Origin of the sequence: Paenalcaligenes hermetiae, from assembly GCF_039543645.1 — a bacterium.
GTDB lineage: Bacteria > Pseudomonadota > Gammaproteobacteria > Burkholderiales > Burkholderiaceae_B > Paenalcaligenes > Paenalcaligenes hermetiae.
Map to the genome: position 1 here is coordinate 19,147 of NZ_BAABKD010000007.1, position 20,901 is coordinate 40,047.

Sequence of the window (20,901 nt, forward strand, 5' to 3'; positions counted from 1 at the left end):
CGCCTATTATGACCTATTCCGCACTTTGGTTTTCCCAGTTGCAGTTTTTTGGCAGCTTGAGCTTTATGACCATATTCTTTGGTATGAGCTTAGGGCTGTCATGGCTGCTGTTTTATTTACGGCTTCGAGCTATAGGTGAACAACAGTTGTTGTGGCTACCTATGTATCGATTTTGGGTGCGGATTTTTGCTTTGGCATTTTTGCTGGGCTTTGCCTCTAGTATGCCAGTCTTCATTCAACTTGGCAGCTTGTGGCCAACACTGTTTGCAAAAATCCATGCCGTGAGTAGTCCACTATTAGCTGTCGCGCTGCTAGGTGCGCTGGTTTTAAAAGCCGGTTTACTTGGGCTGATGCTGTTTGCTCAGCGTCAGCTTGCTGATTGGCTTCATGCAGCGGTAGTGTTCTTGGTTGCTTTAGGCTATAGCGGTGTGGCGGCATGTTTGATTGCTTTGGTTTCCTGGATGCATACCCCCACAGGAGTAAAGTGGGTGGACGGCAATTACGAGGTCAGCCATTGGTTGCAAGTGATCGCTAATCCAAGCCTGTTATGGTATGGCTTGTTGTTTATTACGGCAAGTTTTGCCATGGTTGCGTGCCTGATGATGGCGGTATTAGCACTACGCTCTGTGCGTCGCCCACTTGGCGAAGGGGAGCGGCGTGTTTTTCAGCTAGCGGTCTATGTGGGCTCGGTGGCTTGGGTGGGGTTGTTGGTGGCTTTTGTTGGTAATGGCCATATGGTTGCAGAGCATCAGCCTATTAAAGCAGCGGCCGCGATGGCTTACTGGCAGTCAGACTCGGTGTCGAGCTGGTTACTTATTGCTTGGCCTTCGCCGGCAGACTTAAGTAATCATTGGAGCGTAGGCTTGAACCAGCGTGGTCAAATGTGGTTAGGTCAGGATGCGGATGGCATGTTATTAGGTTTGGATCAGGTCGCGGGTATGAGTCCTCCCGTTTTATGGGTTTTTATAGCGGTGCGTGTGGCGATGCTTGCCGGTCTGGGGATGCTAGCCTTACTGACTGTGGGGTGGCGTTTGGGTTTAACCCGTCATTACGATCCGAGTGCATTAACACCGCGTATTAAAGCGTTAATGATTTATGGGGGATGGTTAGGTCCCATTCTGTGGGTGGCGGGGCTAATGTATCAGCTCTTCGGGAACTTACCTTTTGTGGTTGGACAAACCATCACGCTAAATGAAATTTATGCTCAACATCAGCTCTTACCTACGGTAGTGAGTTTTATTGCTTATGGGTTGGTATATGGCTTGTTGACTATTGGTTTTATTGCTCTGGTGCGCTCGGTAGCTCGTTATGGGGTGGTGGCTGTGGCAAGACATAGGGGGCGGGCATGATCACAGATTTAGCGTTAGCGCTAGGGGTCTCAGCGACAGACCCGGCCTTTTGGTTGCCTTTGGTGTTTTTAGGATTGTTGTTTATTACGATTATTGCGGGCACCTTATTAGATGGTTTTGATATCGGAGTAGGCTGTTTGTCATTGGTTGCCCCAGAGAGCCTACGTCCACGGATGATGGCTCTATTGAGCCCTTGGCGTGATGCCAATGAGTTTTGGTTGTTTTTGGGATTAGGGGTTTTTGCGTTAGTGTTTCCGCATGCGTGGGGCAGTGTGATGGGACAGTTGCATTTGCCCTTGATGTTATTAGCGTTGGGAGTGATGGCCCGTTCACTTTGTTTTGAGTTGCGTCTACGTGCGCCGGCTGAGCAGCAGCCGTGGTGGCAGTTGGGCTTTGCGGTGGGCTCGCTGATCACAGCGTTCTCTCATGGCTTGTTGCTAGCCAAAGTCGTCATTAACTATCAAAGCGGCACAGGCTACAACTGGTTTATTTGGTTTATGGGCTTTTGTGCGGTGGCGGCGTATGTGTTGTTGGGAGCGGCTTGGTTAGTCATGCGCGAAACGGGGGAGCTGCGTATCAGAGCTGTGTTGTGGGGACGACGAGCAGTACGGTGGTTTGCGGCGGGGGCAATAGCGGCCTCGGTAGTACTGGCCTTGGCCAATCCGGGTGTGTTATTGAAATGGAGTGAGGGTGCACCGCGCCTAGCGGTTTTAGCACTGTGGGTGTCCATCTTATTGGGTTTTGTTATCATTGAAATGAATTTACAGCGCTTAATCAATGAGAGTGTGCGCAGTACTGTGCTCCCTTTTTTATTGACGCTCATTATTTTTTTAGCCGTTTTAATAGGCCTGGCGTTTAGTTTATTTCCTTTCTTGGTACTGGATCAGATCACGATCTGGGATGCAGCGGCGGATCTGACAACCTTGGTATTACTTTGGAACATTAGCCTGATTGCCTTGCCCTTTTTGGTGTTATTCACGGTTTGGGTGTATTGGCGAATGTTTGGCGTGTCTCGACCACCTACTCCGCCTGATTTTAAAGTGTAATGTATGCCATATAAAAAATACCTTCGTTTGACACGACAGCGGGTGCGTAAATGGCATTGGTTGTCAGATACGCCAGCGATGCTTTGCTGGGCGGTCATAATGGGGGTATTAGGAGCTTGGGTTGTCCAGCTGTTTTATGAGGGTATTTATTTAATCCAGCGGGTAGTGACAGGACAATCTGGAGGGATTACCCAAGTCACGCGAGCCTTAAGCTGGGATATGCGGCTATTATTTCCCACACTCGGGGGATTAGCGGCTGGGGTATTACTTTGGTTGGCGGGGCGTAAAAAAGCCAGTACGGCTTCCGATTACATGGAGGCCGTAGTCATTGGCGATGGTCGTATGTCATTACGCCAAGGTCTATTACGGTCCTTATCGTCCTTGTGTACCGTCGCCTCAGGGGGGGCCATTGGGCGAGAGGGGGCGATGATTCATTTATCTTCATTAGCCGCCTCGTTGTTTGGGCGTTTTATTTTCATCAAACCAGAACGTTTGCGTTTACTGGTGGCTTGTGGTGCTGCAGCAGGGGTGGCGGCGGCGTATGGAGCCCCTTTAGCTGGGGCGATTTTTGTGGCGGAAATTGTTCTGGGGTCCATGAGTATTCATACGTTGGGTCCTTTGTTGATTGCCTCTGCCACGGCGAATATTACCATGCGGCTTTCTGGGCATTACCAAGCCCCGTATCAGATGCTAGATTTATCCGGTTCGATAGGGTGGGAGATCATACTTTTTGTGGTGTTAGGGATCATGATTGGGGTGGTGGCACCCGGGTTCTTAAAACTTTTAAACCTAATGAAACGGGTGTTTGTACGCAGTGGTTTGCCTTTAGTCGCTAGATTAACGGTAGGCGGGTTTATGTTGGGACTCTTGTTGATCATGATCCCAGACGTGGCCGGTAATGGCTACAGCGTTGTTCGTTCTTTTTTATTTGACTCTTGGTCATGGTATGCCATTGTGTTGATGTTATTTGCCAAGGTGTTTGCAACAACGATTACAGTTGGCTCTGGAGCGGTAGGTGGGGTATTTACGCCCGCTCTGTTTGTAGGCGCTGCTGTGGGCACCTTGTTTGGGCAATTGGTGCATGGCATTTTTCCCGCTTTGACCATTGATATAGCGATTTATACCCTAGTGGGCATGGGCGCATTTTTGGGGGCGGCTACCAGTGCACCACTGATGGCCATTTTGATGCTATTTGAAATGACGCTGAGTTATCAGTTGGTTTTGCCATTGATTATTGCGGCGGTAACGGCTTATTTTATGTCGCGTACGCTTGCCGAGGTAGCCATGTACGATGTCACGCTTAATCGCGAGCGCGACCAGTTGCTGCGCTTTACGTTGCGTAATACTAAGTTAAGTGAGCTTGTGCGTCCGGCAGATACGGTTTTAGCTACCACTGCAACAGTAGCTGATGCGTTGCAGATGTTCTTTGATTACCCGGTTCGCTTTATCTATGTTGTTGATGAAAAAAACTATTATTTGGGAGTGATTGCTCAACCAGAGCTGATGCGTTTGGTATTAAACCACAATGATGTCAAAGAGCAGTCTATTGGTGAGCTCCTGCAATTAGATTATGTTAAAACATTAACTCCAGATATGCGTTTGGATCAGGCGCAAGCACAGTTTGTGGATTTTGTAGGTGAGCGCTTGCCGGTGGTGCGTAGCGTGGCCGAACCGCGTTTAATCGGTGTGGTGTATAAATCGGCTTTGCTCGAGAAATATTCCGCCTTAAAGCGTTCTCTTGATGCAACCAGCGAGGCTTTAATTAGCTTGAATCGATAAATGCGACAAATACAATGGCGATGGGTGGCTTATTTCGTGCTAGTCGGTATGAGCACGGGGATCAGCGCTCAGCCTCGCCCCGCGCAGCCGCTACGTTTGTCTATTGCCCCACAGGTTTCTGAGCAAGCCGCCCAACAGTGGCATGTGGGTCAGGGTACGTGGCGCTATCAGTCCACGAGCGCGGTGCGTTTTGTTCTTGGTAACTATAGTCCTAAGTTAATTTCAGGTTTGGCCTCTGTGCCTTTAGGTGGGGTAAGTATTGCGGATCAGACTTCTGGGTGGTTGGGGCAACATGTACAGTGGCGTTACGGTGCTGCGTTTGGAGCCGTGGATAAAAAACCAACCGTGACGTCTTTTCAGTATGGCAGTGGTGCTGGTCGTGCGTGGGTAGATGTCAAGATCTCTCCTTCTTTATCTCTGGATGGTTTATATCAGCGTGCTGAGGGGTATGAGCAACTGGGCCTAGGGGGGCGTTATGATTTTGGTCTTATGGGTACCGGCGCGCTGAATGTGGTGCAAAGCCATCACCAAGAGGGTAAGGGTTGGCGTTACCAGGGGCGATACCAGCTGCAAGTCGCCGATACTCTCGCGGTGGGACTGCAATCGGAAAGTTACAAGGGGCTATTTAGTGATCTGTTGCAACATCAGAACCACGGTTATACAGCTTCGCAAGACAAGCATGCGGTTGATTTGCAGTGGGATGCTGGGCGCTGGGGAAAACTAGGCGCCAGCTATGCCAGCACGGCGCCGCGATTAGGACATAGTCAACATACCTTTGGTCTAAGTCAGCAGTTTTGGTATAGCCCAAATCTACGTATCGATGTGGATGCACAGCGCCAAACTCATAGTGGCGACTATAATATGGGATTACGATTTTCCCTACCCATTTTTTAATTATGTCTGATCCTGCTTTACGCACTTTGCAACAGGTCTTTGGCTACGAGGCTTTTCGTGGTGAGCAGCACACCATTATTCAGCATGTGATTGCGGGTGGCGATGCGCTGGTGCTCATGCCTACAGGTGGGGGTAAATCCCTGTGTTATCAGATTCCGGCTTTGGTACGCGCTGGCACTGGGGTGGTGGTTTCACCACTCATTGCGCTGATGCAGGATCAGGTTGATGCCTTGACCGAGCTCGGTGTGCGCGCTGCGTATTTAAACTCCTCCCAAGACTGGCAAACTGCGCGTCAAGTAGAAAAGCAATTTTTAGCAGGTGAGCTTGACCTGCTTTATGTGGCGCCAGAGCGGTTGTTAACGGATCGCTGTTTAGATATGTTGGCGCGCGGGCACATTGCATTATTTGCGATCGATGAAGCGCATTGCGTATCGCAATGGGGGCATGATTTCAGGCCGGAATATTTAGGCTTATCGTTTTTAGCTCAACGTTGGCCCGATGTGCCTCGCATCGCTTTGACGGCGACAGCGACGGCGGAAACGCGTACAGAGATTGCGCAGCGGCTGCATTTAGAGCAGGCCCCGCATTTTGTGGCGAGTTTTGATCGTCCAAATATCAGTTATCACATTGTTGAAAAAACCGAGGTAAGAAAGCAGTTATTGCAGTTTATCCAACAGTATCATCGGGGAGACTGCGGTATTGTGTATGCGTTGTCGCGTAATCGAGTCGAGGAGACTGCTGCCTTTTTACAAAGTCATGGGGTTTCGGCATTGGCCTACCACGCGGGGCTACCAGCGGAGCAGCGGGCAGCCCATCAAAGTCGTTTTTTACGTGAAGACGGGGTGGTAATGGTCGCGACCATTGCTTTTGGTATGGGGGTAAATAAGCCGGATGTGCGTTTTGTAGCACATATTGATTTACCTAAATCCATCGAGGGCTATTATCAGGAAACAGGGCGTGCCGGCAGGGATGGGGAGCCTGCTACCGCATGGTTGGCTTATGGCTTACAAGACGTGGTGCAGCTTCATCGTATGGTGGCAGAATCCAATGGCGATGTCCAACATCAGCGTAATCAAGCCCGTAAAATTGATGCCATGCTAGGGCTGTGTGAAACGGTTACTTGCCGTCGTCAATTACTCTTGGATTATTTTGGGCAGCCAATCGAGCCTTGTGGTAATTGCGATGTCTGTTTAGATCCTCCGCAAACGTGGGATGGTACGGTAGCGGCGCAAAAGTTGCTATCGACTATTTATCGTTTATGGCGAGAATGTGGCCAAGCCTATGGGGCAGGGCATGTGATTGATATTTTACGTGGCCGAGAAACAGAGCGCGTTCAGCAGAATCGGCATCAGGCTTTATCAGTATTTGGCGTGGGGGCGGATCTGAGTGTCAAAGAGTGGCGCCGGATCTTGCGGCAACTGATTGCGTATAAGCTTATCGAGGTTCAGGCACATCAGTTTGGTACCTTAACCCTAACAGAGCATAGTCGCGCTGTGCTCAAGGGGGAGCGCGCTGTTATGTTGCGCAAAGATTCACATACTAAACCCGTGGGGGCATCGCGCCCGCAAGAGGAGCAGTTACCGCCTGTGGCTCAAGCCTGCTTTGAGCGATTGCGCCAGTGGCGCGCGCAGGTAGCAAAAGAGCACGAGGTGCCACCCTATATTATTTTTAATAATGCCACACTCAAAGAGGTGGCGCTATTACGCCCCGCTACGCTTAATGAGCTCGGGCGCATTTCAGGTATTGGCGCACGTAAGCTAGCGGCTTATGGGGAAGCCGTGTTGGCGTGTTTGGATGCTTATGAGCAAGCCCTAGTCGAATAAGTCAGGTGTGGACCGAGGTGGTGTCAGCCCAAGGTGCGTCCATGTGCTTGGCGTAGCGACCCGGCCGCGAGGGGTGCGGTGTAAAAAACCATGTTGGATTAAATAAGGCTCAATCACGTCCTCGATGGTGTCGCGCTCTTCGCTAATGGCAGCGGCCAGACTGTCTACGCCTACAGGACCACCGTTAAATTTATGCACAATGGTTTCAAGTAGTTTGCGATCCATTAAGTCTAAGCCTAAAGGGTCGACCTCGAGCATAGAGAGTGCTTGAGCAGCACAATGGGCATCAATTACACCGTTATGTTTTACATCAGCATAATCGCGAACCCGCCGTAATAGTCGGTTTGCTATGCGTGGGGTACCGCGGGAACGTTTGGCTATCTCCAGAGCGCCTTCGGGAACACATTCCACCTGTAAAAGCTGGGCGCTGCGCGTCACAATATGTTGTAGATCGGCAATCGAGTAGAACTCGAGTCTGGAGACAATACCAAAACGATCGCGTAATGGGTTGCTGAGCATGCCAGCGCGGGTAGTAGCACCAACAAGCGTAAATGGCTGCAAGTCGATTTTGACACTGCGGGCAGCCGGACCCTCGCCGATTAGAATATCAATTTGAAAATCTTCTAGGGCGGGGTAGAGGATTTCCTCGACCACAGGAGAGAGCCGATGGATTTCATCAATAAATAGTACGTCGTGTGGCTCTAAGCTGGTTAAGATAGCTGCTAAATCCCCAGGTCGTTCTAAGACAGGCCCCGAGGTTTGGCGCAGCTGCACTCCCATTTCCTGCGCCACAATATGAGCCAACGTGGTTTTGCCTAGTCCAGGGGGGCCAAAGAGCAGCACATGGTCTAGGGATTCGCCACGGCGTTTAGCAGCAGTAATAAAAATTTCCAGCTGCTCACGCACGCGGTGCTGACCCACATAGTCATTTAAGGCCTTAGGGCGTAGGGCACGCTCGATGGATTCCTCGTTAGGAGAGAGAGGGGCGGCAGTTACCACCCGTTCAGGTACGGGAGTGGAGCTAAGCGAGTCGGAGTAAATAGCCATACATAACCTGCTGATTAAATATCCAGTCTATCTTACACCAGTTAGGGGGATAGATTAAAGTCAAAACACAGATGCGGCATAATAGATAGCTTATCGGCTATTTAAAGGAGTCATGGTGCATATCCCCAGCTATGAAGACATTTTACAGGCGGCAGCACAATTAAAAGAAGTCGCGCATCGAACCCCTGTGTTGAGTTCGCGAACCTTAAATCAACAATTAGGTGCTGAGGTTTTTTTTAAATGTGAGAATTTTCAGCGGATCGGGGCATTTAAGTTCAGGGGCGGTTATAACGCTTTAGCTCAGCTTAACTCTGAACAGCGTCAGCGGGGGGTGGTTGCTTTTTCATCGGGAAACCATGCCCAAGCGGTGGCGTTAGCTGCCCAGTTGTTTCAGGTGCCGGCCACGATTATTATGCCAGCCACAGCGCCTGCTGCTAAAAAAGCAGCGACTTTAGCGTATGGAGCACGGGTTATTGAGTATGACCGTTTTACGCAGGATCGAGAGCAAATGGCGCAAGAGTTTGTAGAAAAAGAAGGAATGACATTAATTCCTCCTTTTTCACATCCTCATGTGATCGCGGGTCAGGGTACGGCAGTAAAAGAGCTGCTCGAAACAGTTCCCGATATGGATGTGTTGCTGGTGCCTTTAGGCGGAGGCGGGTTGTTATCAGGGTCTTTGTTGGCTGCACATGCTTTGAGCCCAGCTACAGCAGTGTATGGGGTGGAACCAGAAGGGGGTAATGATGCTCAGCAGTCCTTGGCGCAGGGGCAGATTGTGCGGGTGGATTATCCGAATTCTATTGCAGATGGGGCGCTAACGCCCGCGTTGTCACCGCTTACCTTCTCGCTCATTCAGCAATATGCGAAAGGGGTATTGACGGTGACGGATACTCAGCTCATCAAAACCCTGCAGTTTTTTGCGGAGCGTATGAAAATCGTAGTAGAGCCAACGGGTTGTTTAGGTGCAGCTGCCGCTTTGTTTGGCGCGCTGCCGCTGCAGGGTAAGCGAGTGGGGGTTGTTGTCAGTGGTGGTAATGTTGATTTAACCCAGTATGCACAGTTGCTAACGACCTGATAGTAGCTGTAGGGCTTGGCGAATTCCTTCGGAAACAGCAATATCGGCAGGCAGTTTTTTAATGACTTTGTTGGCTTCGGTGTTGTTATAGCCTAAGGCCAGTAATGCATTGAGAATATCGCTTTGGTCCGAGCTTGCTGTGGGAGTGATAGTGGTATTGCCTTGAAGCTTATCGCGTAACTCAAGAATCATACGCTCGGCGGTTTTTTTACCAATACCTGGGGCTTTGGTCAGGAGGGCGATATCTTGGTTTTGAATAGCGGCGGTAAGCTCGTCAATAGACAAGCCGGACAAAATGCCTAAGGCTGTTTTGGGACCAATGCCGCTGACTTTAATAAGGGTTCTAAATGTACGACGTTCGTTAGCATTGCCAAACCCAAAAAGCACATGAGCATCATCTCGGATACTTAAATGAGTATAAAGAGAGACTTTAGCACCAGTATCAGGCAGATCATAAAGCGTGCTCATGGGGACGTCCATCTCATAGCCCACACCGTTTACATCCACACAAATGGTAGGTGGGTTTTTTTCAATAAGGATGCCAGTAATACGACCAATCATGATTTACTTTCCGATAAAACGCCCACCACGGGTGCGCGTAAGGTGTGGGGAGACGTGTTGTTGAGTTTGCAGCTGTTGTTGTAGCGGGTAGTGATGCGCATGGCAGATGGCACAAGCTAAAGCATCGGCTGCGTCAGGGGCTGGGGTGCCGTTAAGACGTAGTAAGTGTTGTACCATATGTTGTACCTGTGCTTTATCTGCATGCCCTCGACCGACGATGGTTTTTTTAATTTGCAGGGCGGTGTATTCATAGACTTCTAATCCACTATCGGCCAAGGCACAAAGTGCCGCACCACGGGCCTGGCCTAATAATAAAGTAGAGTGGGGGTTCATGTTGACGAATACATTTTCTACAGCGCTATGCGTGGGCTGATGTAAGGCGGCAATCTCGCGGATGTGATCAAGGATAACCTGTAGGCGGGCCGCGAGCCGCTGTTCTGTGGGCACCACGATGGTGCCGCTAGCAATATAAGTCAGCTGCGACCCATGGACGTCAATGACCCCGAATCCTGTTTTTCGTAGGCCGGGGTCTATGCCTAAAATGCGCATTAGTGGCGGAAGTGGCGTGTACCCGTAAATACCATCACGAGATCGCGCTCATTGGCTGCGGCAATGACCTCGTCATCACGAATGCTACCGCCAGGTTGAATAATGCATGTTGCACCGGCGTCAGCGACCACGTCCAGCCCATCACGGAAAGGAAAGAACGCGTCGGAAGCCACCGCTGAGTTTTGTAAAGAGAGCCCTGCATTTTCAGCTTTGATCGAAGCGATACGTGCAGAGTCGACGCGGCTCATCTGTCCAGCGCCCACGCCTAAAGTCATCCCCTGGCCGCAGAACACAATAGCATTGGATTTCACGTATTTTGCTACATTCCAGGCGAACAACATGTCTTGCATTTGCTCTGTAGTGGGTTGTTTTTCGCTGACCACTTTAAAAGCGTCGCTATTATCGCGATAGGTATCAGGAGTTTGTACTAGCCAGCCCCCCCCTACGCGTTTGATGTCAAAGGGATTATGAGCCTGACCAGATTTTACTTTGAGTACTCGTACGTTTTTCTTTTCAGCAAAAATCGCGAGGGCTTCCTCGGTGTAGTCAGGGGCTAATAAGACCTCGACAAACTGTTGAGACACAGCATTGGCTGCGGCGGAATCCACCGTTTGGTTAAAAGCAATAATGCCTCCAAATGCAGAGGTGGGATCGGTTTTAAACGCATTTTGGTAGGCTTTAGCGGCAGTTTCGCCAAGAGCAACGCCACAGGGATTCGCATGCTTCACAATCACACATGCACCCGTTTCAAAACTACGCACACATTCCCAAGCAGCATCGGCATCGGCAATGTTGTTGTAAGACAGGGCTTTGCCTTGTAGTTGTTCGTAGTTAGCTAACAGGCCGGCACCTACTTGGGGGTCACGATAAAAGGCAGCGCTTTGGTGTGGGTTTTCCCCATAGCGCATGATTTGGTGTTGTTGAACTTGTAGTGTTAGCGTTTGGGGCCACTCATTACGATCAGGGCTTTGGTCTTGGGCTGGTTCTTTAGTGTTAAGACTGCTGAGATAGGAAGCAATCGCGCCATCATAGGCGGCCGTATGGGCATAGACTTTGGTGGCGAGCTCAAGGCGTAAACCATAAGAGGTCATGCCGTGCGCATCGATTTCGTTGAGTACACGTTCATAATCGTTTGGATCAATAATGACTGTGACCCCACCAGCTGCTGTGCCATGGTTTTTGGCAGCAGCGCGTAACATGGCTGGGCCACCAATATCGATATTTTCTACCGCGTCAGCAAAGGTACAGTCCGCTTTGGCAATGGTTTCACGGAAAGGGTAGAGATTGACTACGAGCATATCAATACGGTCGATTTGATGTTGCTCTAAGGTGCTGAGGTGTTGTGGGTCATCACGACGCGCCAGTAAACCGCCATGGATTTTCGGGTGCAGGGTTTTGACACGGCCATCAAGGATTTCGGGCGAGCCAGTGTGGTCGGCGACTTCGGTGACGGTCAGGCCGGCCTCCTGAAGGAGTTTGGCTGTGCCTCCCGTAGAGAGTAAACGCACACCACGTTGGGCGAGGGCTTGGGCAAATTCAACAATTCCTGTTTTATCGGAAACCGATAAGAGGGCGGTTTGGATCTTCATGATGATTACACTATGAGTTAAGGTTGGATATTATGAGCCAGCAGTTTTTTGCGCAAGGTACTACGTGTAATACCCAGCATTTCTGCGGCTTTAGATTGGTTTCCATTGGTTTTTTCTAGAGCGATCTCTAAGACAGGGCGTTCCACATAATGAATGACCATCGCTAAGATATCGCGAGGTTGGGAGTCACCGAGGTCTGCAAAATAGCGTTCAAGGCTTTCGCGTACCGATTGCTCTAGAGGATTGGTGTTGGGCATGTTTTTATCAGTTCAAATGATCAACAAGAAACGGCATCTGTAATAGGAGCCGTGGGTTGTTCAAGAAAGTCATGCGGGTCGTGCTGGTCAAACCATTCTGCAACCGCTTGGAGCTGTGTGCGTGTGCATTCAATTTGATTGATTTGTGCTAGCCACGGTGCCGCGTTTGGGGTATTGGCAAAATACCAGCCGATATGTTTACGCGCAGAGCGCACCCCGATGAATTCCCCATAAAAATCATAATGGTCTTGGAGGTGTTCCAAGAGAATATGTTTCATTTCGCCATAGGTGGGTGGGGCAAGCAATGTACCATGTTTCAGGTAGTGATAAATTTCTCGGAAAATCCATGGTCGCCCCTGCGCTGCACGTCCCACCATAACGGCATCGGCTCCTGTGTATTCGAGCACAAATTTGGCTTTTTGGGGAGAGTCGATATCGCCGTTAGCAATAACCGGAATGCGTAATGCCGCTTTGACTTCTCGAATTGTATCGTATTCAGCTTCGCCTTGGTAAAAGTCACAGCGTGTGCGTCCATGCAAAGTAAAGGCGGCAATGCCGGCGTCTTCGGCGCGCTTTGCTACGCGTAGGGCATTTTTGTTTTGACGATCCCAGCCTGTGCGCGTTTTTAAGGTAACAGGGATCTGATGAGGGAGACAGGCGTTCACGACGCGCTCCACAATGCGCGCAACTAAGTCTTCATCTTTAAGTAAAGCAGAGCCTGAAAGTACATTACAGACTTTTTTTACCGGGCAGCCCATATTGATATCAATAATGTGGGCTCCTTTATCGATGTTAAATAAGGCCGCCTCTGCCATCATGTCTGGATCTGAGCCGGTGATTTGTACTGCAATGGGGTCGGGTTCGCCGGTGTGATCAAGGCGACGAGCCGTTTTAACACTGTCCCACAGTTTGGGGTTGCTCGCGGCCATTTCGGTAACGGCATATTCGGCACCAAGTGCTTTGCAGAGACGCCGGTAAGGGCGGTCAGTCACGCCAGCCATAGGGGCGACAACGGCTGGGTTAGTAAAAAGCCAATTTCCAATTTGCATGGTTAATTAAACTCGTAAACCTTGAAGGAGCTGACGCGCTAAAGGGAAGCGTGCGGGGGCCAAACAGTCCATACTTAACAAGCCAAGTCCACAGGCATGCTGAATGAGCGGGTTGGTGGTGGCAAAAACTCGAGGCAGAAAATCTGTAATCGAGCCGGTAAGCCAACGGTCGGGGCGACGTTGCTCTGCATAATGGTGCAAATAGCGAAGCGGGTCTTGTTGTGTTTGAGCGAGCCATGGACGTAAAGACAGCGCCAGTTGTGCTGTGTCTCGTAACCCTAGATTTAGCCCTTGGCCTGCTACGGGGTGAAGCGTTTGAGCCGCATTTCCAATCGCCGCAATATAAGGGGCGGGTAAACTCGGTCCGGCAGACAGCTGCAAGTCAAAAACGAAGCGCTCGCTTACTAGCTGCAGCTGTCCTAAGCGTGCACCAAAGGCCGTCTGTAGGGCTTTTTCAAAGGCAGTCGAGGATAGCTGAAGTAGTTCTTGTGTGCGTGCGGGCGAATTACACCAGACTAAGGCATAACAGTCGGCCTGGTTTGGGTGAGGTAATAAGGCTAAGGGGCCTGAAGAGGTAAAGCGCTCAAAGGCCCAAGCGCTACGGGGGGCTGAGCTTTGTATGGTAGCCAGTAGAGCGCATTGGTTATAGTCACGTTTTAGGTTTTTGGGACGGGTGCCATCCGACTGAATGGCTAAAGCCGCCTCATAGCGCTGGGCACCCGCTTGTACATAAACGCCATTTTTCTGACTTTGTGCGTATACGGGTTGATCGACCTCGATATAGCGAATAGCGTGTTGCTGTACTGCTTGGCGTAAATGAGACAACAGGTCGTCATAGTTCACCACGCTGCCCAGCTCATCTACTTGAAGCTCGGCCGCCGTAATGAGGGTGCGCCCCAAGCGACCCTGTTGTGAAACGTGGACGGTATGCATGCTTGCTGCTCGCGAGGGCCAAACCCCAAGTGGCTCAAGCAACTGCCGGCTACCGTGGTTAAGCGCAAGGGTACGAGGATCCAGTTTTTGACCTTGAGCAGGTGGTTTTTGTCCAAAAAGGGCAATGCGTTCGGGGTGTGGGCTGTATCGTGCAAGCAAAAGAGCAAGTACACAGCCAACTGGACCAGCACCACAAATGGCAATATCAAAATCAGGGCGTGTCATAGGCGTTGAGAAAAAGGTGCGAAATCAACTAAATAACGCTATTGTAATGGATAGCTATTTTTGGGTTAGGAAACTTTGCTGATTATTCTCTGCCTAAGTAATGGCTTTGTTTTTTGACTATTTACTTGTGATACCCGCATGAACTGGTTGGAGTGGTTAACCCCGTGGGAATTTTCCCCCACCTTAATTGTTACCTTTGTGATTTGTGGCGTGCTGTTTTGGCGCGGTAGCCGTGTGCACGCTGTACAAAAAAGCCGACAATGGTTGTTTTGGATTGGCTTTATTGCTCTGTATTTAAATCTTCATACCTTGGTGGATTATTATTCAGAGCGGATGTTTTTTATTCATCGCATTCAGCATTTGTTTTTGCATCATTTGTTGCCTTTGCTCATCATGCTGTCGTATCCAGGGCAAGTTATGCGTGCGGGCTTGCCCTTAGCATGGCGGCGTCGCTGGCGTGACTTTTTGTGCACACCTACAGGCTTACGCGTCAAAAACACCTTTACTCACCCTGTGTTGGTGCCCTTTTTATTTGTATTTTTTGTATTGGTTTGGTTGCTGCCTATACCCCAGTTCTACTCCATGATTGATTGGCGTTTATATCGTTTCATGAATTGGTCGGTAGTGATTAGTGGACTGATGTATTGGAACTTGATTTTAGATCGACGCCCCGCCCCGCCTGCCCGTATGAAGCCGTGGGGGCGGGTGGTATCGCCATTGATTACCATGGCACCGCAAATCGTCGTGGGGGCATATATTACTTTTGCAACACAAGACCTTTACCCCATTTTTGATTTATGCGGTCGGGCGATTCCTAGCTTTGATGCGCTTAAAGATCAGGCGGTAGGGGGACTAGTGATGTGGGTGGCAGCGGGGCTGGTTGAGACGTTTGGCATCGCTTATGCGCTGGCCACTGTGGTACGCTTGTCTGCAAAAGGACGCTTGCAATCAGATTTAGTGCAGCGTTTGGGCTTATCTACACAAAAAACCACGCTTTCTTCCTAAAGGGTCGTCATGAAATACCGTGCTCTTACTCAAGGTTTAGCGGCGATATTAAGCGCTCAATTATTGGTTGTTACGCCAGCCTTATCTCAGCCGATGGGTATTCCCAGTATGGGGCCGGCTTCAGGGGCAGAGTTATCTCCCAACTTGGAGCGCACTTTAGGTGATGCCATTATGGAGCAGGGGCGACGTGATCCGCAGTATGTGACGGAGCCCATTATTAATCAATACTTAACGGAGCTAGGACAAAAGCTGGCTAAGCATTCCTCGGTACCTTTACATTATGAGGTTCAGGTATTTGGGATGCGGGATCGAACCATTAACGCGTTTGCATTGCCGGGTGGGTATATTGGCATCAATACCGGTTTGATGGTTGCGGCTGAAAGTGAAGCTGAGCTCGCATCTGTAGTGGCCCACGAAATCGCTCACGTAGCACAACGACATGTGGCGCGGGGGATGACACAAAGCTCAGAGTCAAGTCATATTATGTTGGCTTCTTTGGTGGGGGCGCTGCTGGCTGGTTTAGCAGGTAGTGCGGATTTAGCGATGGGGGTAGCGACTTTTGGGCAAGCCGCGGCTGTTGATAGGCAGTTGGGATTTTCACGTCAGGCTGAACAAGAAGCCGATCGGATTGGTTATCACATGCTGCAGGGCGCGGGTTTTGATCCAAATGGCATGGCTCAAATGTTTAAGCGGCTCATGCATAGCTCGCGCTTAAATGAGTCCCCGAATGCTTATGCCACCACGCACCCATTATCGGCACAGCGTTTAGCCGACGTAGAAAATAGGATTATGTCGACACCCGCCCAAACCTATACACAAAGTACCGATTTTTGGTTTGTGCAGGCAGCGGCGGCTGTTTTACAGGCCCAAGGTGGCTCGGCGTTGCTGTCGGTGCAGCAGCGTTTACAAGAGGCCGTATCAAGTCAATCGGGCGCATCTAAAGCCGCGGCGTATTATGGTTTGGCTTATGCCGCAAAACAGCGCAATGATAAAGCCGCGGCACAGCAGTATTTACAACAGGCTCGACAGGTTGGTGTGGAGTCTGCGGCGTTAGATAGTTTGCAGATCGATGTGTACTGGGCACAGGGGCAAACAGAAAAAGCCTGGCAGTTAGCCAAACAAGCATGGGCTAAGTGGCCAAATAATCAAGCTATAGCCTTAGATTATGTAGAGGCTTTGCAAAAACAAGGTTTGTTGGAGCAGGCTATCCCTTTTTTAGAGCAGCGTATTCAACAGTGGCCTCAAGCGCCGCGTTTTCATCAGCTGCTAGCACAGGCTTTAGATAAGCGGCAGCAGCCCGTAGAAGCCCGTGAGGCCATGGCTCAGTATTATATTTTGGTCGGGGCGTTATCTAGTGCGGTTGATCAGTTGCAGCAGGCGCGAAGCCTAAGTACTGACTTTTATCAGCAGTCTAAGCTAGATGTGCAAATCCGTGATTTACGTGAGCGCCTAGAGCGCGATCGCTTGTTGCTGGAACGCTTTAAAGGCTAGGTATTGGTCTCAAAAAAACGGGCTAAACGTGTGGGGAGCCAATGAATATGGCCTGGGAAAGCACCAGTGGTAAAGCCGACGTGCCCACCCTGCTCGGGCTGGTGTAGTAATACCTGTGCAGAAGCCTCTTGTGGCTGAGGAAGGGATTCCTCGGGTACAAAGGGGTCGTTTTTGGCATTGAGCAAAAGGGTTGGGATCGCGATAGAGCGCAACAATGGCTTGCTAGAAGCTTGTGTCCAGTAGTCTAAAGCGTGTTGGTAGCCGTGCATGGGGGCTGTGTAAATATCATCAAAATCGCGAATCGTGCGTGCTTGCCCTAGGCGTAAAATATCAATCATACCGGGAAAGCGCCGTGATTTTTCGTAGATTTTGGCCTTCATGGATTTTAGGAAGTAGGGGCTATATACCCATTTGCCGATAAATCGCTCAGAAAGCGCATTACCACAGCTAACCAAATCTAAGGGCACAGAAATTCCCGCCGCTGCGTGCAGCCAGGCGCATTGTGTTTGTTGCTCGCCCAGGTATTTCAGCAAAGCATTACCGCCTAGTGATACGCCTACGGCATGCCATAATGCATGTGGTAGGCGATTACGTACGCTCTGCAAGATAAAGCCTATTTCCTCGCTATCGCCAGAATAGTAAGCGCGTGCCATGCGGTTAGGAAAGCCTGAGCAGCTGCGAAAATGTGCTACCACTACCACCCAACCCCGCGCCCGAAAATATTGTGCAATGGATTGGGCGTAATGGCTGCGGCTGCTGCCCTCTAGACCATGAAAGAGAACAAGCGCTTGCGTGTGTGGGCTTTGGGGTAAGGTCGCCCAGTCGTCGTCTTGAGCCCAACGTCGCGCTGCTGTTTTGTTGAGCTGGGCGTCATGAGGTGCGGTGCTGCCATTGGCAAGACGGTCGGCAAAAAGCCCTGGGCCTGTCCAGTCTAAATCCAAGAAATCACCATCGGGAGTGTTAATACGCTCCCGGACGAAGGCAATGCGGTGATGGCGAGCAAGGTGCGCACCATAAATGGTTTGGAGGTGTCCACCTGGCAGCCAAAAGGGTGTCGGGCAGTCTGATAAGTCAATTTTAGCGGTCACAATTACGCGCAAAAAGAAAAGGCGAAGTTATTTGGAGTCGTTTTCGGTTGCCAATTGATAGGTAGCGCTACAATAAGGACAGCTTGCTGTGCCATTTTTTTCAATTTCGATATAAACGCGTGGGTGCATGCTCCATAATGGGGCTTGTGGGCCGGGACAATACACCGGCAAATCGGAAGCGGTAACGGTAATGGTTTCAAAGGGGGTGCTGCTAGACGAGAGAGAACTCATGAGGGCTCCTTGATGGCAGTAATCGACTAAACATCATAATTGTAGCAAGACCAAGCCGTTCTTGAGTGGATTTAACCTAGGAGACAAGGTGTCTTTATATAAAAAACTACGTCTTGGTGCGCTTTCTCCTAGAGAGCGCCATTATTTTAGCTTAGGTTTGCGCGAAGCGGCACCAACCTTGATCGCAACCGGGATTTGGGCGTTTGTGACAGGCATAGCTATGCTTAAATCTGGCCTTTCAGAAACCTATGCGGGGTTGATGACGTTGTTCGTATATGCGGGTTCAGCACAGTTAACGGCGCTGCCGTTGATTGAGTCTAATGCCCCTTTGTGGTTGATTTTTGCGGCTGGGTTTATTGTTAACATCCGTTTTGTGATTTTTGGTGCGGCTTTACAACCCTTTTTTCGTCACCTCTCTTGGCAAAGGCGTCTGTTTTTAGGCTATATCACTACCGATATTTCTTTTGTGTTGTTTATGTCGCGTTTTGGGGACGATCGTCCTGTAGGCAGACCACAACACCTTTGGTATTTTTTGGGTATTATTTTACCTAACTGGATTGTGTGGCAGTCTTTGTCTTTTGCTGGGATTTACTTAGGGGGATTTATTCCTGCTTCGTGGGGGATAGAGTATGCAGCGATTTTAGCTTTGATTGCTGTGATTATGCCTTTAATTAAAACGCGTCCCTTTATCATGTGCTTGGTTGTGGCAGGGAGTGTAGCGTGGGCGGGGCAGCTGTTACCGCTACGTTTGGGTCTCGTGGCTGCCGTAGTTGCAGGGGTAGTGGCTGGCGTGGTGACAGAGCAACTACAACATAAAAGGGGCGCTTAAATGTCATTTAACCAGTATGATTGGTATATTTTAGGGGCAGTGGCCTGTTTAACGGTCGTAAGCTTTTTGACCCGAGCAGGTTATTTTTTATTCGGGGACCATTTGCCCTTAGCCGATGGAGTGCGTCGAGCCTTACGTTATGCTCCGGTAGCGGCATTGACTGCTATTATTCTCCCTGAAATTTTCCCTTGGTCTGTGGGTTCTTATCCTCGTCTAGACCTCTATAAACTCATTGCAGCGGGGGTAGCGGTGCTGGTTTATTTACGCACACATAACTCCGTGTGGCTCATGGTTTCTGGTATGGCCATATATTGGTTACTCAAAGCCTTAGCCTAATCCCTTTACGCTGCAAGTAAGCATGATTTTCAATGAAAGAAACAAACGCAGATTCAACACCTAGTTTTGCCAGTTTTGGTTTACATCCTGATTTACTCTCATCGATTTTAGCGGCCGGTTATACCTCGCCGACACCAATTCAAGCGCAGGCATTACCTGTAGTGATGCAAGGGCGTGATGTGATGGGGGCGGCACAAACCGGCACCGGTAAAACCGCTGCTTTTTCTTTGCCTATATTGCATCGTTTGATGCCGTTTGCTACGCATAGTGCATCACCCGCCCGTCACCCCGTGCGCGCGCTTATTTTAACGCCTACACGTGAATTGGCAGACCAAGTTGGAGCGAGTGTTAAGCTGTATTGTAAAAACACGCCCTTGCGGTCGGCTGTGGTGTTTGGGGGGGTGGATATTAACGCCCAACGCGATGAGCTGCGGCGCGGTTGTGAAATACTCATCGCCACACCAGGACGCCTGTTAGACCACATTGAGCAAAAAAATGTGAACTTAAGCCAAGTTGGTATTTTCGTATTAGACGAGGCCGACCGCATGCTGGATATGGGCTTTTTGCCGGACTTGGATCGAATCGTCCGCTTATTGCCTAAACAGCGCCAAAGCTTATTGTTTTCAGCAACCTTTAGTCCAGAGATTCGTAAGCTAGCGACGAGCTTTCTGCGTGACCCAGTAAGTATCGAGGTGGCGGCTCGTAATGCCACAGCAGATACCGTGACGCAACGTGCTTATGCGGCGGAAGGCGATGCTAAGCGTCGAGCAGTAGAACACATTGTGCGTAGTCAACAGCTAACACAAGTAATCGTGTTTACCAATACGAAGCTAGGGGCGAACCGTCTTACGCGTCAATTAGAACGCAGTGGCTTTAAGGCCGCGGCTATTCATGGCGATAAAAGTCAGTTAGAACGCATGAAAGTATTAGATGCGTTTAAAGCCGATGCTTTAGAGATTTTAGTTGCTACGGATGTGGCTGCGCGGGGTTTGGATGTGGCGGGAGTGCCGTGTGTAATTAATTATGACCTGCCTTTTAACCCCGAGGACTATGTACACCGAATTGGGCGTACTGGACGTGCAGGTGCTAAAGGCGAGGCCATTGCTTTAGTGAGTGCCGATGAGCAGCACTTGTGGCAGGATATTCAAAAGCTCATAGGGTCGAAGCTAAAACTTGAGCGTTTATCCTTACCAAATGCGTCCAGCCACACAGCGCGTGCGCGAGCACCACAAGATGAGATTTTTTATAAGCCCTATCAGCCCAGCACGGCTAAAGCCCCCACTCGTGTTACTAAAGAGAAAACGGTAGCCAGTGGGCAGAAAAAGCGCTTTGTTGGTGTGTTATTAGGCGGAGGCTATTATTAAGTCAACAAAGGCTGGCACGGGATCACGATAACGTGGTTGTGCGGCGGCTTGATCTAACAGCCGCTCCAAATGCTGCGCAAAAGGCAAAAGGGGACCATAAAAGATGGTTCCTTTTTTATTTTGGATCAACAAGGTGGGAAAGTCCTCAATGTCCTCATCGATGAGTAAGTCTTCATGCTCTTCTACATCAACCCAGATGAAAATATGCTGGGGGTAGCGCTGCGCCACCTGTTCTAGCTGTTGCTTAAATCCATCGCAAGTGCGGCACCAGGCAGCACAAAAGCAAACAACGGCATAGTCGTTATCAGTAAGCTGTGTTAGTTTTTGTTGTATTTCCGATCGGTTATGTTCAGGGTAAAACACTTTTATCACCTTAAAATC

General features: G+C 49.9%; 21 protein-coding genes. 11 read left to right on the top strand and 10 right to left on the bottom strand.

Going from position 1 to position 20,901, the window contains the following annotated elements; genetic code table 11:
- Positions 1–8: 8 nt before the first annotated feature.
- From ABD980_RS03915 to recQ, 5 genes are read left to right on the top strand one after another with little or no spacing between them, the layout of a single operon-like run.
- Positions 9–1,349, top strand: coding sequence for a cytochrome ubiquinol oxidase subunit I (locus ABD980_RS03915; RefSeq protein ID WP_345369768.1), 1,341 nt, complete (start codon positions 9–11; stop codon positions 1,347–1,349).
- The gene (locus ABD980_RS03920; RefSeq protein ID WP_345369770.1) at positions 1,346–2,395 is read left to right on the top strand and encodes a cytochrome d ubiquinol oxidase subunit II; all 1,050 of its coding nucleotides are present in this window, start codon (positions 1,346–1,348) and stop codon (positions 2,393–2,395) included. Before ABD980_RS03915 ends, ABD980_RS03920 begins: the two co-directional genes overlap by 4 nt.
- A 3-nt stretch (positions 2,396–2,398) precedes the next feature.
- A complete protein-coding gene (locus ABD980_RS03925; RefSeq protein ID WP_300647684.1) occupies positions 2,399–4,174 on the top strand; it encodes a ClcB-like voltage-gated chloride channel protein in 1,776 nt (591 codons plus the stop codon).
- Positions 4,175–5,068, top strand: a complete 894-nt coding sequence (locus tag ABD980_RS03930) for a fimbria/pilus outer membrane usher protein (protein ID WP_345369772.1) — start codon at positions 4,175–4,177, stop codon at positions 5,066–5,068.
- A 2-nt stretch (positions 5,069–5,070) separates the two neighbouring features.
- A complete protein-coding gene (gene recQ / locus ABD980_RS03935; RefSeq protein ID WP_260649951.1) occupies positions 5,071–6,891 on the top strand; it encodes a DNA helicase RecQ in 1,821 nt (606 codons plus the stop codon).
- Here the strand turns inward: recQ and ruvB are convergent.
- A complete protein-coding gene (ruvB, locus tag ABD980_RS03940) occupies positions 6,880–7,938 on the bottom strand; it encodes a Holliday junction branch migration DNA helicase RuvB (RefSeq protein ID WP_300647686.1) in 1,059 nt (352 codons plus the stop codon). The two genes, recQ and ruvB, sit on opposite strands and share 12 nt — an antisense overlap.
- Before the next feature lie 112 nt (positions 7,939–8,050).
- Here ruvB and ABD980_RS03945 point away from each other — a divergent pair, with 112 nt between their 5' ends.
- Positions 8,051–9,013 (top strand): threo-3-hydroxy-L-aspartate ammonia-lyase, encoded by a 963-nt coding sequence (locus tag ABD980_RS03945; RefSeq protein ID WP_345369778.1) that lies wholly within the window; start codon positions 8,051–8,053, stop codon positions 9,011–9,013.
- On the opposite strand, the gene ruvA is transcribed toward ABD980_RS03945, so the two are convergent.
- From ruvA to ABD980_RS03975, 6 genes are read right to left on the bottom strand one after another with little or no spacing between them, the layout of a single operon-like run.
- The gene (gene ruvA / locus ABD980_RS03950) at positions 9,002–9,574 is read right to left on the bottom strand and encodes a Holliday junction branch migration protein RuvA (protein WP_260649948.1); all 573 of its coding nucleotides are present in this window, start codon (positions 9,572–9,574) and stop codon (positions 9,002–9,004) included. The two genes, ABD980_RS03945 and ruvA, sit on opposite strands and share 12 nt — an antisense overlap.
- A gap of 3 nt (positions 9,575–9,577) precedes the next feature.
- Positions 9,578–10,123: a crossover junction endodeoxyribonuclease RuvC gene (gene ruvC / locus ABD980_RS03955; RefSeq protein WP_300647689.1), complete on the bottom strand. Its 546-nt coding sequence runs from the start codon at positions 10,121–10,123 to the stop codon at positions 9,578–9,580.
- Complete coding sequence (gene purH, locus ABD980_RS03960) at positions 10,123–11,712, bottom strand: bifunctional phosphoribosylaminoimidazolecarboxamide formyltransferase/IMP cyclohydrolase (RefSeq protein ID WP_300647690.1); 1,590 nt, start codon at positions 11,710–11,712, stop codon at positions 10,123–10,125. The genes ruvC and purH overlap by 1 nt, the downstream gene beginning before the upstream one ends.
- Positions 11,713–11,729: 17 nt before the next feature.
- Complete coding sequence (locus ABD980_RS03965; RefSeq protein WP_260649945.1) at positions 11,730–11,969, bottom strand: helix-turn-helix domain-containing protein; 240 nt, start codon at positions 11,967–11,969, stop codon at positions 11,730–11,732.
- A gap of 20 nt (positions 11,970–11,989) precedes the next feature.
- Positions 11,990–13,018 (bottom strand): tRNA dihydrouridine synthase DusB, encoded by a 1,029-nt coding sequence (gene dusB, locus ABD980_RS03970; protein WP_300647691.1) that lies wholly within the window; start codon positions 13,016–13,018, stop codon positions 11,990–11,992.
- Between the two features lie 6 nt (positions 13,019–13,024).
- The gene (locus tag ABD980_RS03975; protein ID WP_300647692.1) at positions 13,025–14,176 is read right to left on the bottom strand and encodes an FAD-dependent monooxygenase; all 1,152 of its coding nucleotides are present in this window, start codon (positions 14,174–14,176) and stop codon (positions 13,025–13,027) included.
- A gap of 138 nt (positions 14,177–14,314) precedes the next feature.
- Here ABD980_RS03975 and ABD980_RS03980 point away from each other — a divergent pair, with 138 nt between their 5' ends.
- Both ABD980_RS03980 and ABD980_RS03985 read left to right on the top strand, forming a co-directional pair.
- Positions 14,315–15,181 (top strand): cytochrome c oxidase assembly protein, encoded by an 867-nt coding sequence (locus tag ABD980_RS03980; protein WP_345369785.1) that lies wholly within the window; start codon positions 14,315–14,317, stop codon positions 15,179–15,181.
- Positions 15,182–15,190: 9 nt separating this feature from the next.
- Positions 15,191–16,672 (top strand): beta-barrel assembly-enhancing protease, encoded by a 1,482-nt coding sequence (locus tag ABD980_RS03985; protein ID WP_300647694.1) that lies wholly within the window; start codon positions 15,191–15,193, stop codon positions 16,670–16,672.
- Here the strand turns inward: ABD980_RS03985 and ABD980_RS03990 are convergent.
- Positions 16,669–17,763 carry a YheT family hydrolase gene (locus ABD980_RS03990; RefSeq protein ID WP_260649986.1) on the bottom strand — a complete coding sequence of 365 codons (1,095 nt, stop codon included), beginning with the start codon at positions 17,761–17,763 and terminating at the stop codon, positions 16,669–16,671. The two genes, ABD980_RS03985 and ABD980_RS03990, sit on opposite strands and share 4 nt — an antisense overlap.
- 24 nt (positions 17,764–17,787) lie before the next feature.
- Positions 17,788–17,991, bottom strand: a complete 204-nt coding sequence (locus tag ABD980_RS03995; protein WP_260649940.1) for a zinc-finger domain-containing protein — start codon at positions 17,989–17,991, stop codon at positions 17,788–17,790.
- Between the two features lie 88 nt (positions 17,992–18,079).
- On the opposite strand from ABD980_RS03995, the gene ABD980_RS04000 reads away from it, so the two are divergent.
- The 3 genes from ABD980_RS04000 to ABD980_RS04010 are packed head-to-tail and all read left to right on the top strand — an operon-like array spanning position 18,080 to position 20,520.
- Positions 18,080–18,820: an AzlC family ABC transporter permease gene (locus ABD980_RS04000; protein WP_377536193.1), complete on the top strand. Its 741-nt coding sequence runs from the start codon at positions 18,080–18,082 to the stop codon at positions 18,818–18,820.
- On the top strand, positions 18,821–19,156 hold the full coding sequence (locus ABD980_RS04005; RefSeq protein ID WP_260649939.1) for an AzlD domain-containing protein: 336 nt from the start codon (positions 18,821–18,823) through the stop codon (positions 19,154–19,156). It begins immediately after the preceding gene.
- Positions 19,157–19,188: 32 nt separating this feature from the next.
- On the top strand, positions 19,189–20,520 hold the full coding sequence (locus ABD980_RS04010; RefSeq protein WP_300647695.1) for a DEAD/DEAH box helicase: 1,332 nt from the start codon (positions 19,189–19,191) through the stop codon (positions 20,518–20,520).
- Here ABD980_RS04010 and ABD980_RS04015 read toward each other — a convergent pair.
- Positions 20,500–20,883 carry a thioredoxin family protein gene (locus ABD980_RS04015; protein WP_300647696.1) on the bottom strand — a complete coding sequence of 128 codons (384 nt, stop codon included), beginning with the start codon at positions 20,881–20,883 and terminating at the stop codon, positions 20,500–20,502. The genes ABD980_RS04010 and ABD980_RS04015 overlap by 21 nt on opposite strands.
- Positions 20,884–20,901 lie beyond the last annotated feature (18 nt).

Coding starts and splice junctions, on each gene's coding strand:
- ABD980_RS03915 (WP_345369768.1), top strand. CDS start 9: ATGACCTATTCCGCACTTTGGTTTTCCCAGTTGCAGTTTTTTGGCAGC.
- ABD980_RS03920 (WP_345369770.1), top strand. CDS start 1,346: ATGATCACAGATTTAGCGTTAGCGCTAGGGGTCTCAGCGACAGACCCG.
- ABD980_RS03925 (WP_300647684.1), top strand. CDS start 2,399: ATGCCATATAAAAAATACCTTCGTTTGACACGACAGCGGGTGCGTAAA.
- ABD980_RS03930 (WP_345369772.1), top strand. CDS start 4,175: ATGCGACAAATACAATGGCGATGGGTGGCTTATTTCGTGCTAGTCGGT.
- recQ (WP_260649951.1), top strand. CDS start 5,071: ATGTCTGATCCTGCTTTACGCACTTTGCAACAGGTCTTTGGCTACGAG.
- ruvB (WP_300647686.1), bottom strand. CDS start 7,938: ATGGCTATTTACTCCGACTCGCTTAGCTCCACTCCCGTACCTGAACGG.
- ABD980_RS03945 (WP_345369778.1), top strand. CDS start 8,051: ATGGTGCATATCCCCAGCTATGAAGACATTTTACAGGCGGCAGCACAA.
- ruvA (WP_260649948.1), bottom strand. CDS start 9,574: ATGATTGGTCGTATTACTGGCATCCTTATTGAAAAAAACCCACCTACC.
- ruvC (WP_300647689.1), bottom strand. CDS start 10,123: ATGCGCATTTTAGGCATAGACCCCGGCCTACGAAAAACAGGATTCGGG.
- purH (WP_300647690.1), bottom strand. CDS start 11,712: ATGAAGATCCAAACCGCCCTCTTATCGGTTTCCGATAAAACAGGAATT.
- ABD980_RS03965 (WP_260649945.1), bottom strand. CDS start 11,969: ATGCCCAACACCAATCCTCTAGAGCAATCGGTACGCGAAAGCCTTGAA.
- dusB (WP_300647691.1), bottom strand. CDS start 13,018: ATGCAAATTGGAAATTGGCTTTTTACTAACCCAGCCGTTGTCGCCCCT.
- ABD980_RS03975 (WP_300647692.1), bottom strand. CDS start 14,176: ATGACACGCCCTGATTTTGATATTGCCATTTGTGGTGCTGGTCCAGTT.
- ABD980_RS03980 (WP_345369785.1), top strand. CDS start 14,315: ATGAACTGGTTGGAGTGGTTAACCCCGTGGGAATTTTCCCCCACCTTA.
- ABD980_RS03985 (WP_300647694.1), top strand. CDS start 15,191: ATGAAATACCGTGCTCTTACTCAAGGTTTAGCGGCGATATTAAGCGCT.
- ABD980_RS03995 (WP_260649940.1), bottom strand. CDS start 17,991: ATGAGTTCTCTCTCGTCTAGCAGCACCCCCTTTGAAACCATTACCGTT.
- ABD980_RS04005 (WP_260649939.1), top strand. CDS start 18,821: ATGTCATTTAACCAGTATGATTGGTATATTTTAGGGGCAGTGGCCTGT.
- ABD980_RS04010 (WP_300647695.1), top strand. CDS start 19,189: ATGAAAGAAACAAACGCAGATTCAACACCTAGTTTTGCCAGTTTTGGT.